This window comes from Paraburkholderia sp. BL18I3N2 (genome assembly GCF_003001875.1).
GTDB lineage: Bacteria > Pseudomonadota > Gammaproteobacteria > Burkholderiales > Burkholderiaceae > Paraburkholderia > Paraburkholderia phytofirmans.
Window position 1 is genome coordinate 1 of record NZ_PVNC01000026.1, and the last position, 16,210, is coordinate 16,210.

Sequence of the window (16,210 nt, forward strand, 5' to 3'; positions counted from 1 at the left end):
GGTCCTGTTCTTCTTTGTCACGGTTGCTTCGGTCATAGGACGTTATTTCCGTTATCGTCTCATGACCTCGGCACACAGAAAATCTGACAGGCTCCCCATGTACAGTGTTCGGCGTGGTGGCACTACGAACAGACAGCCGCGTAGCGCTTAAAGCGCGGCTCGGCGACATCCGAATTGCCGCGAAGAACTGATGCCCGTTACGCACCAGGCTACGTCAGCAGCTATCAGGTGCCGCACGGAGGGTGCGACGAAGCCCCATCAAAACGACGGCCTCCAGTTCACGCGACGGCCTTAAGGAACGACGCACCATCCATAATGCGATAGTGGTCCACCGCAAAGTCTACGAAACTCCGCACCCTTCTTGACAATAGCCCGGGCGACGAATACAACGCGCACAGATTTCTCGCGCCGCTGCCGACATTGAATTCTTTAAACAGCTTGACCAGTGCCCCGCTTTGCAATTCCGGTTCAACTATCGAACTTGGTAACAAAGCGATTCCAAGGTCGTGCATGCACGCGGACTTCAGCATCGCATAGCTGGAAGACGCGATCCCGGCAGATGCGGTGACGCGTGAGACCCGGTTGCGATCCAGGAATTCCCAGCAACGAGCCCCGGTCCCTGACCGGTATAACAGCGTGTGCCGGGTGAGATCCGATGGGAGATTCGGCGTGTCGTGGCTGGACAGGTACTGGGGCGACGCGACGACAACTTGCGGAATGCGCAGCAGTGGACGGCAGACGAGCGCTGAACTGAATCGCCCAGGATCGTCCGAGAAGCAGACGTCAAAACCACCTTCGACCATATCGATATGGACATCGAAAGTAGTCACCTCGAAAGAGACGCCGGGATGCAAGTCCCGGTAGGACGCAACCAGTCGTACGAGCCCGCCGTCAGCGAACGTTGCGACGCTCGCAATCCGCAATACCCCGCGCAACTCCCGGGTCGACTGAACCAGGGACGTCTCCATTTCGTCCAACTGTTCGATGATTGCGCGGCAACCCTCAAGGTAATCGCGACCGGCCTCCGTTAGCGACAGCGTGCGGGTGGTCCGGTTGATCAAGCGGGTGTGCAGATGAGCTTCCAGTAAGCCAATGCTGCGTGTGACCGATGCCGCTGATAGGCCCAGTTGTCTCGCGGCCAGATTGAAGCTGCCGAGGCCGACCACCCGGGTGAAGACACGCATCGCCTGAAGCTGATTCATGATGCAATGGTCCATGGTTGAACGATGGATACATCATTGCTTACTGCCCTTAAAGTGCTCGCTCCACGTTTGTGAAGCCTTTTTTAGTTTTGCCTCGCCATCACCAACAAAAATAGTAAGTCAAGCGGGGGCAGCCAAATACAACGGCTCGCGCTGCCGCATCACGCCTGGATCCGGGCACTTTCCGCGCCGGGAACAGTTCACGCGTTTTGTTCGACTTTCCTGAATGCTCGGTTTCATTTTCTTGTGAACGATAGTCAATTCTCGCTACCTAAACTTGGTTGCCTTTCAAAGCGAGTGGCCGAAATTGCGTAGGCAATTTTTCGGTCAATCGTCTGCGGCTCCCTGGCAAATATCATACGGACAACTCTTAAATTGCGAGCGAAAATGAAAAAGACGAACTTGACGTGGGCAGCTTTGGCCTCCTTGATGCTGGTCACCGGCGTAGCGCACGCACAATCAAGTGTGACGCTCTATGGGCTTCTTGATGAGGGTCTCAACTTCACGAGCAACGCAAACGGACACGGCACCTATCAAATGAAAAGCGGAGACACGTACGGCAGCCGTTGGGGCTTGCGAGGCAATGAAGATCTCGGTGGTGGCCTGAAGGCGGTGTTCAAGCTGGAAAGCGGCTTCGATACGAACAGTGGGCAGGCAGGCCAGGGTGGCCGTCTGTTCGGCCGCCAGGCATACGTCGGATTGTCGTCCGATCAGTACGGCACCCTCACCTTCGGTCGTCAGTACGATACCAGCGTCGACGACCTCGGCTTCGCCGGCCTTACCGCAGCCGGAAATTATGCTGGCGATGTCAACTCGCATCCGTTCGACAACGACAACGCAGACTGGGATTTCCGCGTCAACAACGTTGTCAAGTACGTGAGCCCGACATACCGCGGCCTGACTGGTGAAGCGATGTACGGTTTCAGCAATCAGGCGGGCGGGTTCGCGAACAACCGCACCTGGGGTGCCACGTTGAACTACCAGAACGGTGGTTTGACGATGGCGGCGTCCTATCTGAAGCTCGACAACCCCGGCGGGAACTCAAGCGGTTCAGTTGCCACCGACGTGCTGTTTGCCGGTTCGTCGCAGCAGGATATCGGCGTGGCTGCGTCTTACCGCTTTGCCCATTCGCTGGCCGCACTCGCCTATTCACATGTCGACGTGTATGACCCGACTTTCAACGCGTATTTCGCGTCACAAGGTGGACCCTCGGGCGGCACATGGAATTCGTGGAAATTCGACAACTTCGAAGCAAATGAGCAGTACTTCTTCCGACCAAACCTGTGGCTCGGCGCAGCTTACACGTTTACGGTCGCCCATCTTCACTCGACGAGCGGTTCCTTTACTCCGAAGTGGCATCAGTTCGGTCTCACGCTCGACTACGACCTGAGCAAGAGCACGTCGGTCTATGTGCAAGGCGCCTACCAACACGTCGTCAGCGCGCATACCGGCACTGACTTCGACTTTGCTCAAATCCCCGCCGCAGCCGGCATGTCTAGCAGCGAGAACCAGATGGTCTATCGCGTCGCCATGATTCATCGCTTCTGACGTGGTACGCCACCGCGTGCGCTGCAAATGATAAAGTTTGGCCCAGCGCTCCACGGAGCGCTGGGCGGAGTATCGTGCCAGCAATTCACTGCCGGTAAGCGGGGATCGACCGGCGCCTCCGCATCATGCGGATCTCTATTGTCCCGGCGTGCCACCGCGTTCAGCCGCGCCGCAGCGCCACCGCCGCTTGCCAACCGGTGCGCGCTTCGACCCACTCCGCCAGCATCAGCAGATCCAGGTCGCCGTGAGCGGCGCCCACTAGTTGTGCGCCAAGCGGCAAGCCCGCAGGTCCGAACCCCACCGGCACAGTCACGGCCGGCACCCCGAGAAAGGTCCACGGCGCGCAGAACGCCGCGTCGCCCGTATAGTCGAGACCGCGCGGCGGTTCGCCCGTGGCCGGCGCGACCAGCAGTGCATCGAGCGCCAGCGCGCCGCTCAGCCAGTCGTGAAAGCGGTGCGCCATCGGCATTTGCGCCGCCTTGATGCGCGCGTAGACGGTCGCGGGCAGCTTGCGGCCCTCTTCGACGAGGCCGCGCATTGCCTCGCTTACCAGTTCGGGTGTGCGATCGACCAGTTCGCCATGCGTGATCGCGGCTTCAACCGACATCAGTTTCAACGCATGTGCAGGCGTTTCAAATATCTCAGCCGGCAGATCGACCGTGACGATCTCGGCGCCGTCACGTGCCAGCTGAGCCGCGAGCCTGTCGAGCGCGGCCTGCTGCGCCGGCTCGATTGTCCCGCCGGCCTGTTTCGACAGCACGCCGATGCGCCGCGTCCCCGTGCCGCGCGCCGCAACATGGGCAGCGGACCGAACATGCGAGACATGCGGATCGACGGCGTCCTCGCCAGTGACAAGCGCCAATGCATAAGCCACGTCCGCGACGCGTGTTGCAAACATGCCGACGTGGTCCAGCGACCACGCCAGCGGCAACACGCCCGTGCGCGCAATCGCACCGTAGGTCGGCTTGAAACCGACGATGCCGCAGTACGCCGCCGGCCGTATCACCGATCCCTGCGTCTGGGTGCCGAGTGCGAGCGGCACGATCCCCGCCGCGACGGCCGCCGCCGAGCCACTCGACGAACCGCCCGGCGTGAACGCGTCATTCCACGGGTTGACGGTCGCGCCCGGCTTACGCCACGCGAATTCGGTCGTCACCGTCTTGCCGATAATCGACGCGCCCGCCGCACGCAAACGCGCGACCACCCACGCATCCCGCTCGGGCCGCCGTCCTTTGTAGGCGAGCGAGTTGAATTCGGTCGGCATGTCGGCGGTATCGATCACGTCCTTTACCGCGACTGGTACGCCCGCCAGCGGCGAGGCCACATCCACGGCATTGACGGGCGCGCCATCCGGCAAATAACAGAACGCATGCAACGACGCCTGCGATGCGCACGCCGCCTCGTAAGCCTGCGTGACGTACTGCTCGAGTCTCGCCTCGCCCGAGGCAACTTCAGCGCAAATCTGCGAGATGGACGGAATCGGCGCAACTTTTGAAGAAGAAGAGAACATGGTCATGTAAGCGTCGCAAACGGTGTCAACGGTGTTATTTCGCGGCAAGCGCCGGCTGGATGTAATTCTGCACGATGAACCTGTCGTAGTTCGGCTGCTGCTTCAGATTGCCGAGGGCGATCTGCGTATCCATTGCGACAGTCAGCGCTTTCGGCGTGATGCTGACGTTCTTCGGATACACACCTTCGTCGAGCATACGCTTCACCGCTGCGCCGACCACTGCGGCGTCGAGCGTCGGAAATTCCTTTCGCGCAATGGCCGCCGTTTCCGCAGGATGGCTCTGCATGTAGAGCAGCGCGTTTTGCAGCCCCTTCACGAACCGCGCGGCTGCATCCGGATCGACGCTGCGCTTGGCAGAGATTGACGAAAACGCGTATTCGCCATAGAGCTTCGGAAAGCCGAGCACGACTTTCATGCCCTTAGCGACAGCCTGATCGAGTCCAGGTTCATACATCACCGCGATCTTCGCCTGGCCGGCAACGAGCGGTCCGATCTCTGAGCCGAGCGGCACCTGAACCAGCTTCACGTCGCTTTGCGACATGCCGTTCTCCTTCAGCAGCTTGAAGAACAGCGACGTGCTGGTGGTCGGCATCTGTCCCGACACGACCACCTGATCTTTCACGTCCTTGATGCCGCTGAACTTCACATCCGGCGCAACGGCGATCCACACCGCCGCACCGTTCACGACATTCGCGATCACATCGACATCGGCGCCCTTCTCCGCGGCCACGGCCGTCCACTCCGGACCGTGTAGCGAGAAGTCCGCGCTGCCGGACAGCACGGCCGAAAGCGCCGCGCTCGGACTGCCCGCCGTCTGCTTGTTGACGTCGAGTCCCGCCTTCTCGAAGAATCCGCCGTCTATCGCCACATAGAGCGGCAGATAGAGCATCGACTGGAACGCCTGCGAAATAGTCACTTTCTTTCCGTCGGCCAGTGCCGGTGTTGAAACGACTGCAACGCTCAGTGCCAAAGCGGTCGTGAGCGCGACGAGCGCCTTTCTTGCGGTGAATGCCATCGTCTGTCCTGTCATGAAGTGGTTGGACTGCCGGAATGCGTTAAACCTTGAGCGTGGTGGTATTCGACGCCTGCCGCCAGGGCAGCAGTTTGCGTTCGAGCATGTCGATCAGAAAGTACAGGACGAAGCCGATCGCCATGAGCACAAACAGCCCCTCCCACACGGTGTTGAGGTCATACAGGCTGGACGCGGTGAAGATCATGTGTCCGAGGCCCTTCTCCGATGAGATGAATTCACCCACCACTGCGCCCACCAGACCGAAGCCGACGTTGATGCGAAACGTCGAAATCACATAGGGCAGCGTGAAAGGCACTACGACTTTCATGAACACGTCGTTCTTGTTCGCGCCGAGCGTGACGAGCAACGCCTGCAGATCGGGATCGGCGTCCTTGGCCGCTTCATATGCGGCGATCAGCGCAACGATCGCGGTCAGCGAAATGGCCAGCGCAACCTTCGAGATGAGCCCGGTGCCGAACCACAGAATCACGATGGGTGCAAAAGCGATCTTCGGCACACTGTTGATCGCGACGATAAACGGCTCGACGAGCCGCGCGACGAACGGCGAATACCACAGCGCGAGTCCGCACACCGACCCGACTGCGGTACCGAACACGAAGCCGAGAATTGCTTCAAAAAGCGTATAACCGGTGTCGATGAAAAGCTGATGCGATTGCACGTCGCGCAAGAGCGCCGCGAGTATTTTCGAAGGCGAGCCCACAAGAAAATTCGACACCCAGCCGACGCGCGCCGCGCCTTCCCATATCGCAAAGAACGCCACTACCGCCGCGAGTTGCAACAGCGAACGCCCCCAGCCGCTGTCGAGCACGAAGCGCGCGCGGGCCTTCGCTATGCGTTGTGCAGGCGCCGGTTTATTGATGGAAGCGGATTGCGTCATGCTGCTTTCACCTCCGTCTGAATATCGAGCTCGCCGCATAACGCGTGAAAGTACCCGGCGAAGTTCGGGTCGCTGCGTGCGCCGATTGGCGAGCGAGCGGCTATGTCGATGTCGTAGATCTTCTTCACCTGCGACGGCCGGCCGCCCAGTACAACGACGCGCTTCGACAAAGCCACCGCCTCATCGATGTCGTGCGTGACGAGTACGACTGTCTTGTGAAACGTCTCGACGGCCTCCATCAGCACGCCTTCCAGATACAGGCGCGTCTGATAGTCGAGCGCCGAGAAAGGCTCGTCCAGCAGAATGATGTCGGGATCGTTAATCAGCGTGCGGATCAGCGCCACGCGCTGACGCATGCCGCCTGACAGCATGCGCGGATACGCATTCTCGAAGCCGGCGAGCCCATACGTATTGAGGTATTCCATCGCCATGTCGCGCGCTTGCGCTGCCGGCATCTTCGAGAGCTCCGGCCCGATCAGCACGTTTTGCAGTACGGTGCGCCACGGCAGCAGCAGATCGCGCTGCATCATATAGCCGACCTTGCCGCGTAAGCCATCGACGGTTTGCCCGCGATAGACGATGTCGCCGCTATCCGCCTCCAGCAGGCCGGCGACCACGTTGAACACCGTCGTTTTGCCGCAGCCCGAAGGCCCGATGATGCTGACGAAATCGCGCTCGTGGATATCAAAGGTCAGACCGCCGAGCACGTCGACGGAACCCAGTTTGTTCGAAAACGATTTACGAATATTGCGTAACGCAAGCTGAACGGACATGTCTGTTCCTCGACGACGTTTTCGGAGTGCATTGCGACAAAGGCGATTGAAATCACGCGCTCTGCTGTGCCGCCAGAAAGCGCCGGCGCATCGGTTTGAGCACCGCAATGGCAAGCAGTGCGGTCGCGATGTCGAGCGTGATCGCGGTCGAAAACACCGGCACCCAGCTTCCCGCGTGCTGATGCATCAACGCCGCGAGCGGGCCGCCGAAAATAGAACCGATCCCTTGCGAGATATAGAGCCAGCCGTAATTCTCGGTGGCGTGCCGCGTGCCGAACGTGTCGGTGAGCGTCGACGGAAACAGCGAGAAGATCTCGCCCCAGCCGAAGAACACCACGCCCGACAGCAGCACGAACAGCACGGCGTTATCGCGCGTGAGCAGCCATAGCGCCATGGCCACACCTTCGAGCGCGAAGGCAAAAAACATCGTGTTCTCGCGCCCCATTCTGTCCGACACCCAGCCGAACAGCGGTCGCGTGAGTCCGTTCGTGAAGCGGTCGATCGTCAACGCCAGCGGCAACGCCGCCATGCCGAACACGAGAACCTTGGTTACGCCGAAGTCGGCGGCGAAGGTGGCCATTTGCGAGGTGACCATGAGACCCGACGTTGACATCATGGTCATCATCGCGAACATCAGCCAGAAGATCGGCGTTTTCAACGTCTGCGAAGGGCGGAAATTGTTAACGGCAGGCGCGGAAGCGGAGCCCGGGGAAGCAGCGGCATCGTGCGTAGGCGGCACGCGCAAACCCTGTGAAGCAAGCAGGCCCACCACTGCGAACGCAATGCCGAAAATCCAGAGCGTCGCGTCGATGCCGCGCACTTGCAGCGACGTGGCGATCGGGAACGTCGTGACGATTGCGCCCATCCCATAGCCCGCCGCGACGGCGCCCGCCGCAAAGCCGCGATTGGTCGGGAACCAGCGCACCATCAGCCCCACCACGCCGACATACACAATACCGGTGCCGAGACCGCCCACCAGTCCATAAGTGAGGTAGAGCATCGGCGCGCTATGCACCTGTGAGGCCAGCACCCAGCTCAGGCCCGACATGACGGTGCCTATTGAAATCAGCATGCGTGGTCCGAAGCGGTCGATCAGCTTGCCCTGAAACGGCGAGAAGAACGTCTGCAATATGATCAGCAGCGAAAACGTGACCTGTAGTTCAGGCAGTGCAACGCCGAGTTTTGCGGCGAGCGGCTTGGTCATCAGCGTCCATACATACTGCGGACTCGAAATCGCCATCATGCAGACGAGACCGAGCCCGAGTTGCAGCCAACGATTGTGGGTCGCGCCCGACGAAACGGCGCCGGCTTCCGTCGACGCGATGGGTGGCAACGAAGATTGCAAACGTGTGGTCATGGTGACTCCATTACTAGGCGAATGTCTACCGGCGCCCGGCAGACGTGCAGCGTCCTCCGGGCCTCGAAGGCCGGACCTGCAATCCGATTGAAAAATAGCGCGCGTGTGCGTCTACCAGCCCGCGGCTGCCCCGTCACTGCGCGGGTCGTAGCCCGCTTCGATCAATCCATCGGGATACCGAACGATTGCGCCGGCATGTCCCATTGCTTCGTCATACGCTTGCATCGTCTCGACTTCGTGGCCGAGCGCTGCGAGTCGCGCGATCGTGTCCGCAGAGAAACGCGCTTCGAGTTTGAGCGTGTCGGTCGATTGACCCCATGTGCGGCCGAGCAGCCAACGCGGCGCGTCGATCGCGGCCTGCGGGTTCCAGCCGAACATCGCAATGCGCGAGAACACCGCACTTTGCGACTGCGGCTGCCCGTCGCCGCCCATGTTGCCGTAGACCATCGTGCGGCCATCCGCAAAACGTGCGAGCGCCGGGTTCAGCGTGTGAAAAGGCCGGCGCAGCGGCATTAGCGGATTGCGGGAGCGCTCGTCGAGCGAGAAGCTGCATCCGCGGTTCTGCCAGTTGATGCCCGTCCCGGCCAGCACCACGCCGCTGCCGAACTCGTGATAAATGCTCTGGATGAAGCTCACCGCCACGCCGTCGCTGTCGGTCACGCCGAGCCACACCGTATCGCCGGGCCCTCGACCGGCGCCCCATGGCGCGGCTCGAGTCGACGACACCTGCGCAGCCATTGCGGCGAGCGCGGCAGGCTTTAGCAGTTCGCGTGGATCGACGCGCATGTGATCCGGATCGGTGATCTCTGCATCGCGCACCGCGAACGCGAGCTTGGTTGCTTCGACGCAGGCGTGCACGAACTCGGGACCCAGCGGGTCCATCTCTTTCGTCAACACGCGATCGAGAATGCCCAGAATCAACAACGACACGAGCCCTTGTGTCGGCGGCGGCATGTTGTAAATCGTGCCCAGCGAATGATCGAGCGCGAGCGGCGTTCGCATGCGCGCCTCGTGTCGTTGCAGATCTGCGAGAGTCAGCAGCGAGCCAGCCGACTGAAGATCACTCGCGATGCTGCGTGCAAGGTCCCCGCGATAGAAGTCGTCGAAGCCTGCATGGGCCAGACGTTCGAGAGTGGCGGCAAGACGAGGTGCGACGAAGCGCTCGCCCGTGGCAGGCACGCGACCGTCGCAGAGGAATGTCTCTGTGAAACCCGGGATCGAGCGCAGTTCGGCGAGACGGCTTTCAACACATTGCGACTGGCTGCGCGTGACCGGCACGCCGTGCTTCGCGTAATGGATTGCGTCTTCGAGCAGGCGTTCGACCGGCAGCCTGCCGCCCAGCGTTTCAGCCGACCAGCGATGCGCGCGCTGCCAGCCGGACACCGTGCCGGCCACCGTGTTGGCTGCGAGCGGGCCGCGCGTCGGTATGGCCGAGAGTCCACGCGAGCGGTAATCGTCGACACTCGCTGCCAATGCCGCCGCACCGCAGGCTTCAATACCGACAGGCTCGGCGCCGGGACGCGAGATAAGCCAGAACCCGTCGCCGCCAATGCTGTTCATATGCGGATAAACGACGGCGATAGTCGCCGCGGCCGAGATCATCGCTTCGACGGCGTTGCCGCCTTCGCGCAAGATGGCGAGCGCGCTCTGCGCGGCAAGCGCATGAGGCGCGACCGCCATGCCGCGGGTTCCGCGGGCCGGGTTCAGGAATTCGGAAGGCATCGGGTGCACGGGGCTTTTGCTTGTATACATGGCCAGTGCATATGCGAGAACCATGCCAACGGGCAAGTCCCGGCAAAGGTCGCGCGCAGAAGGCGCTTGAGCAATCGAGGCGCTCCAATGCGTGTTGCTAGATGGTGCCGCGCAACCTCGGTGGTGCATACGGAGCGCTGTGAGGCTCCGATGCGGTGCGGGCGCGTTGCAGGCGCTCGGTCGTGAGCGTGCGCACCTCTGCCCGGCTCCCTTCTATGTGCGACCCCAGTAATGCGACCGCACGGTCCGCCGCAAGATCGCGGATGGCCGAGAGGATCGCAAGGTGCTCGTCGTAAGTGTCGTCGATGCAGTCGCCATAAACGAGATCGAGCCGCCGCACCACGCGGATGCGGTCGGTCACGCGCTGCATGGCCGCGCTCAGCTCGGCGTTGCCGGCGGCGAGGACCAGCGCCTCGTGAAAGGCTTCGTCGAGCGACACCATCTGTCGGCCGTCGCGAACCCGCTGCGTGTGAGGAACGTTCCAAATGCGGTCGAGCCGGTCGAGCATCTGCAAGGCGGTCGCGGACAAGGTGCCGTCGACCCCAAAGAGCCGGCTGACCGAAAACGTCTCGATCAGCTTGCGCATTTCGTACAGATCTTCGAAGCGCTTGAAGTCGATCGGCATGACTTCCCAGCCGCCTCGCACATAGCCGCGCATCAAACCGTCGCTTTGAAGGCGTTGCAGCGCCTCGCGCGCCGGCGTCCGCGAAACGCCGAAGCGCTCGGCGATACTGCCTTCGGTCATGCGATCGCCGGGCAGCAGGCGCATGTCGAAGATATCGTCGCGCACGCTGAAGTAAACATGGTCAGCGCGCGATGAGGGGGAGTGGGTTGTGTCTTTCACGCACGGGCTTGGAATTAACGGACTTTTCGGCAGTGACTATCGATCAACTTCAAAACATTAGTCAACACAATTCTAGCTTACCGGAGTCAGTCACAAGCCCGCCTACGCGTGAGCGCACACCCTATCTCTTCTTGTCTTTCCTGTGCCGGATATACGCAAGCGGCACCTGTGCCGGTTGGACCGTTGTGATCCCGCTATAGGCTTTTCGCGCTGTCGCCGCCCGTCACTTCGATTTCGGAGCCGGTGACCATCGCGGCGGCATCCGACGCAAGGTAGACCGCCGCAGGCGAGATGTCTTCCGGCTGCACCCACCCGACTCCAAGCGGCATCGTTGCCGCGCGGCGGTCCCACGCTTCCTGCGGCGTGAGAAAACCGTTCGGTTTGTAGCCGGTCTCACCGACGCTTTCGGTCAGTCGCTTTTCGTACAGCGTCAAAGCGGTGGCGACGAGCCCCGGTACCACGGCGTTGACTGTAATGTTGTAGCGACCGAGTTCGAGGGCCGCCGACTTCATCAGCCCAAAGATGCCCCACTTGGACGCCGCATAACTTGCTGCGTCTTTCGTACCGTGCCGTCCCTGCATCGAAGAAACCACGATGATGCGGCCATAGTTGCGCTTCACCATCATGGGTGCGAATGCCCGGATAGTATTCGCGGTCCCGTTCAGGTTATTGTCGATGACGTCCGTCCACTCGGTGTCCTGGAGGTCCAGAAGTGGCTTCCAGTACTGAATGGCGGCGTTGGCTACCACTATATCGATCTTTCCGTAACGCTGTTCGATGCGATTAGCGGCGGCGCGCAACGCGCCCGGGTCGCGGACGTCCGCGCGAATACCTTCGGCGCGGCGCCCATACGCCTGGATCATGCTGACCGTCTCAGCAAGCTCTTGCGGCGTGGCGGGTGCTGCATCAGAGGCGGTACTGACCGGTCCCGAGATGTCGAGCGCAATGACGTCCGCTCCATTTGCCGCAAACTCGACCGCAATGGCCCGACCGATTCCGCGGGCAGCTCCGGTGACGACCGCAACGCGTCCCTGCAACCTGGAATCCCGACCAGCGACGATCGGCCCGGCCGTCTTATCCGCCGGCGGCACTGGTACGGGCAGCCCGTCCATCGCCGCAGCGCCGCCGGGCGACTTCTGAGCTTGCGCGACGCCTGACAGCAACATGCCGGCTGCGGCCACGCCACCGCCAACCATCCACTTTCGTCGCGAACGATCGGGATCGTCGTGATCGCTGTCAGAGTTTCTTTCTTTCGTTGTCAATGCAATGCTCCTTTCGGATAGGGTTCGGGCAGCGCGCCTCGCCTATGACGGCGCGTGACAGAAGGTCATGCCGTGGGCAACGAGGCTGCGATGGGCAGACCCTGAAATCGGAATCTTCGGAAGCCGGGCGTAGCGCGACTCAAATTCGGAGGACTAAATCTCGCGATCCTTACCCGGAAAGCAGTTCGCCATGCAGTTGGCGCGGGCGTGGGCCGAGCCGACAGGTCAGGAGCTTGCCGGGGCGTCCTGATTCCCTTTGCGGACGCCTGCGTTGCCGGGGCGCAATCGGCAACGAACTTTGCATGCAGGCGCTGCTCCGCCTGCTCAATTTGGTTCGGATACTCCGGATCATTTCTGGCCGGTTCGTATCCAACCGATTCGAGCTCCGTCAATTCCCGGATGATGTCGCCATGTGTTATCCCCGCTTTGGCCGCTACAAAGGGATACGAGTGACATTCCTCTGCCGAGAATTTTTCCGCTGCACTCGCGGATACGCTAATTACCATCAAGGCGATGATTGAGGTTAGTTTGAATCGGCTGTTCATATCGAGCTCCAGGTTATCGGTACTTTAAGAAATCGCAAACCGCCGTCGTCATCGACTCTGCGAGCCCGATGCCCGACGACACGAATGCGTGTCATCACGATATCTGGCCGGTCAGCGCGTTTTCACATCGCAAACGTGAAGCTTAGTTAATCAAGACTGGCTGCGATCCAGGGGCGTTACCCCGGCTCCAGCGCCGGCTGTCAAAGCACGGCGCGTGACGTACGGCAGCCCGCGGGGAGATAGCGTTTAACGACCTGGAAATAGCCGTGCTCGCGCGGTTCAGGAGCTCAGGTAAGGTCATCAGCTGCGGTGCAAACTGTGTCTGCCTACGAGTGTGGAGCGGCGTCAAAAGGGAAATGTAATGCCGCCGCTGCGGGCACTGTCAGATCGGTGACGAGAAAAGCGTGGTGTCGTGCTCACCTACGAAACGATCCGATGCTGTGCGAACGGAAAGAACGGCCCCCGTTAACGGTGAGGATATGCGGGGTGTAGAGCCTGACTCACATCCTCGATGTCCCAGTCGGTTGCACGATTGAGCTCGCGCGAGCCAATGGCTAGTGGCGCTTTTGGTTCGTTGAGGTAACGGGTCACTGACGGTATCAGCGCGACTTGCGCAGCGCCTCTTCGACGAACGCATTCGAGTAGGTCTCGCTGACCTTCACCGACTCACTTGCGGGCTTGGGCTCGTGCTGCAGAGCGCTGCCCCTCCGACGTACTTGCGCATGCACCCTCTTTTTTAAGGTTCTCCGGCAAGTACGGTCGGCTCTCTCGCGTCGCTCAAATGTCCGCAACCTTTCATTGTGTCCAAAAATTGTCCGCGTACACGTTCCGTGTACTGGCGCAATTTTGTACGACTGCAATGCGGCTGACCACTAGTCAAACAACTCGTAAAGGCCACCGCGGTTGCGCGATCCATCGGACCGGGGGCTCGCTGTATCCTTGCATGCTCGCCCCCGTTCGCTCGTTTTGTCACATAGATTCGGATGACCGCGAAGCTTCGTCCATCGCAGATTCCCCCCGTCTGTTTCGCTGATCTGCCGCTCCTTCGCGCGTTGCGTTTGCGCGACCAACGAGCGTCGTTTGTAAGCTAGCCCGAAATGAGTACATCAATGAGTACACCAACACGATGTCTTCGGCTTAAATTCTACTTAAATCAATCATCTACAAATAAGATACGAGTCCTCTCCTGGGCACCATCAGTTGTTCCGGCGTAAGCCGAAGTAGTTCGAGAAACCCCGTAAGATCAACGTCTTACGGGGTTTTTTGTCATCTATAGTTCCTTTTTGCGTCCGCTGACATCGACGATTTTTGCGTTTATACGAATTGCGGTGCCAGGCCATGCCCAAACGCGACGAACCCAAGCAAGCGGATCTGAGCGGCATCCTAGCCGATAGACGGCGTGCCGCAACGCCCCAAAAATTCTGACGCCCTCGAATCGCGTTGCCCCTGCCGATACCGTCGTCCCGAACCTTGATCAAGCAAAGGCCCGGCTGATGCAACGCTCGCGATTGCAGCCGGACGCGTTTGCCGCCGAAATGGCCCGCGGCCTCACATCCCCTCCAGCCACCTGCGCGGAGTCTAGGGATAATTCTTGTTGATCCCATTGATGTCTTCCTGACTACGAGGCAACCCGCTCGACGCGTCGGCGAATTCGCCCAGCCAGATTGGTCGCGGAGATTCCGCGCAATACATTCTCCAATCGGGATCGGTCGACACCACAAGCATTTTCGTCATCCTTCGGGCACCCGGCGCCCGATTGTTATCCCCGCTGAGTTTTCAACTGAACATCCCGCCACGAGCAGCAGACTTTTTTGCATAGATGCGACCTCACCCGTCATCTCCCGCAGGCGCGGCGCGACAATCTTGCGGAGCACGCAGACTCGATCTTTAAACGACAAGTCCCGCCCGCCATGACACACCGGTAGGTCGCGCTTTGAATTGGTCGTCGCCTTGAACTCGCGTTTCAGCCTGCTGCGTAGTCCAAACTTTTTGCGTAGCCCTTTTATGCAGCGAACACCGAGTCGCGCGCCGTGCTCAGATACGCGCGTAACGTCGAAAGCGGCCACGCGAACTGCTTACAGAAAAAGCCCCACTGACAAAATCTGCAAGTCAATCCTTCATTGACATCCATTACGGTATCGTGATCCAATCAGGTCGTTCCATATAAGCGCACAACGTTCCTCATATAAGAACGATTGAGACAGTCTTTGCCCGAAAGGTCGGCCCATACAAGGAGAGATAGCGATGCCGCATGAAAAAGACCTTGCCCACTGGCACGAACCCGCTGGTCACAAGAAAGCTGGCTTTGGCGAGTTCAAGAAGCAACCGACGCCCTATGACCTCTTCATGGAAAGCGAAGGCGTTCCGGTCTTCCGTGACATCGGTATCAAGGACGTGCGCAATCTGCCAATGGTGGAATGGAAGCGTAAGGGCGGCCGCGGCCACTACATCCAGCTCCTGGGCACGGAAACGAAGTGGGGTTGCTATGTGGTTGAAGTACCCGCAGGCGGCGCACTGAATCCCGAAAAGCACCTGTTCGAAGAAATCTACTGGGTGGTCGAAGGCCGCGGCACCACCGAGGTTTGGCTTGAGGGCGAAGGCCGCAAGCACGTCTTCGAATGGCAAGCCGGTTCGATGTTCTCGATTCCGATGAACGCATGGTTCCGTATCGTCGACGGCTCTAATTCGGGTGCGATCCTGCTCGCAGGCAATACGGCACCGAACGTGATGAACCAGATCAACAACGTCGAAGCGGTGTTTAACAACCCGTTCGTGTTCCGCGATCGCTTCAGCGCAGACGAGGACTTCTACAAGCCGCGCGATGAGATCGAAACGGATCCAGTTCGCGGTCTCGCTCGCCGTCGTACCAATCTAATCACCGATGCGATCAACTGCGATCTGCCGCTGGACAACCGTCGTTCGCCGGGCTATCGCCGCGTTGAGCCGTTCATGACGGAAAACTGCTTCTACTTCTGGATCGGCCAGCACGAGCAAGGCCGCTACTCGAAGGCCCACGCTCACACGTCCGCAGCAGTCCTCATCTGCCTGAAGGGTGAAGGCTATACGTACACGTGGCCGGAAGAATGCGGCGAAAAGCCATGGGCCGATGGTCACGCGGACAAGGTTCGTCGCCTCGATTACGGTTACGGCGGCATGGTCACCGCAGCGCCGGGCGGCGCACGTTGGTACCACCAGCATTTCAGCACGTCCAGGGACCCGTTCCGTCTGACGGCGTGGTTTGGCCCACACAACCCGGGTCGTGATCCGGGTGCCCCGGGTTCGAAGCACAACGACTACACGGCTCAGGACGTCGGTTCTGGCGGCACGGCTATCCCCTACTGGATGGAAGATCCATACATCCGTAAAGAGTACGAAGCACGTCTGGCTAAGAACGGCGTCCAAAGCCGTATGGACCCGTCGTGGTACGTCAAGCCGGAAGAGAATGTTGCTGACTCGGTGGTCTAACGCGTTCGCGTAGTTAGTCCATAGGGCTGTGTTCTTTTGGGG

Annotated in this window: 12 protein-coding genes; 2 read left to right on the top strand and 10 right to left on the bottom strand. The window is 60.3% G+C overall.

Annotated features, from left to right (window positions below):
* Positions 1–278 precede the first annotated feature (278 nt).
* Positions 279–1,202, bottom strand: coding sequence for a LysR family transcriptional regulator (locus tag B0G75_RS35880; RefSeq protein ID WP_106314530.1), 924 nt, complete (start codon positions 1,200–1,202; stop codon positions 279–281).
* Between the two features lie 387 nt (positions 1,203–1,589).
* Here B0G75_RS35880 and B0G75_RS35885 point away from each other — a divergent pair, with 387 nt between their 5' ends.
* Positions 1,590–2,750 carry a porin gene (locus B0G75_RS35885; RefSeq protein WP_106314480.1) on the top strand — a complete coding sequence of 387 codons (1,161 nt, stop codon included), beginning with the start codon at positions 1,590–1,592 and terminating at the stop codon, positions 2,748–2,750.
* 160 nt (positions 2,751–2,910) lie between these two features.
* Here B0G75_RS35885 and B0G75_RS35890 read toward each other — a convergent pair whose 3' ends face one another.
* From B0G75_RS35890 to B0G75_RS35930, 9 genes are all read right to left on the bottom strand, one after another.
* Positions 2,911–4,266 (bottom strand): amidase, encoded by a 1,356-nt coding sequence (locus B0G75_RS35890; protein ID WP_106314481.1) that lies wholly within the window; start codon positions 4,264–4,266, stop codon positions 2,911–2,913.
* Between the two features lie 28 nt (positions 4,267–4,294).
* The gene (locus tag B0G75_RS35895) at positions 4,295–5,275 is read right to left on the bottom strand and encodes an ABC transporter substrate-binding protein (RefSeq protein WP_106314482.1); all 981 of its coding nucleotides are present in this window, start codon (positions 5,273–5,275) and stop codon (positions 4,295–4,297) included.
* A gap of 40 nt (positions 5,276–5,315) precedes the next feature.
* Positions 5,316–6,170 (bottom strand): ABC transporter permease, encoded by an 855-nt coding sequence (locus B0G75_RS35900; protein ID WP_106314483.1) that lies wholly within the window; start codon positions 6,168–6,170, stop codon positions 5,316–5,318.
* Positions 6,167–6,943 (bottom strand): ABC transporter ATP-binding protein, encoded by a 777-nt coding sequence (locus B0G75_RS35905; protein ID WP_106314484.1) that lies wholly within the window; start codon positions 6,941–6,943, stop codon positions 6,167–6,169. The genes B0G75_RS35900 and B0G75_RS35905 overlap by 4 nt, the downstream gene beginning before the upstream one ends.
* Positions 6,944–6,995: 52 nt before the next feature.
* Positions 6,996–8,300, bottom strand: a complete 1,305-nt coding sequence (gene oxlT / locus B0G75_RS35910; RefSeq protein ID WP_087750773.1) for an oxalate/formate MFS antiporter — start codon at positions 8,298–8,300, stop codon at positions 6,996–6,998.
* 111 nt (positions 8,301–8,411) lie between these two features.
* The gene (locus B0G75_RS35915; RefSeq protein ID WP_106314531.1) at positions 8,412–10,022 is read right to left on the bottom strand and encodes a gamma-glutamyltransferase family protein; all 1,611 of its coding nucleotides are present in this window, start codon (positions 10,020–10,022) and stop codon (positions 8,412–8,414) included.
* A gap of 127 nt (positions 10,023–10,149) precedes the next feature.
* A complete protein-coding gene (locus B0G75_RS35920) occupies positions 10,150–10,821 on the bottom strand; it encodes a GntR family transcriptional regulator (RefSeq protein ID WP_258194877.1) in 672 nt (223 codons plus the stop codon).
* A gap of 269 nt (positions 10,822–11,090) precedes the next feature.
* Positions 11,091–12,062, bottom strand: coding sequence for an SDR family oxidoreductase (locus tag B0G75_RS35925; RefSeq protein ID WP_258194141.1), 972 nt, complete (start codon positions 12,060–12,062; stop codon positions 11,091–11,093).
* A 161-nt stretch (positions 12,063–12,223) separates the two neighbouring features.
* Entirely contained in the window at positions 12,224–12,703 is a 480-nt protein-coding gene (locus B0G75_RS35930) for a DUF4148 domain-containing protein (protein ID WP_106314485.1), read from the bottom strand.
* Between the two features lie 2,244 nt (positions 12,704–14,947).
* On the opposite strand from B0G75_RS35930, the gene B0G75_RS35935 reads away from it, so the two are divergent.
* On the top strand, positions 14,948–16,168 hold the full coding sequence (locus B0G75_RS35935) for a cupin (protein ID WP_106314486.1): 1,221 nt from the start codon (positions 14,948–14,950) through the stop codon (positions 16,166–16,168).
* The last annotated feature ends 42 nt before the right edge of the window (positions 16,169–16,210 follow it).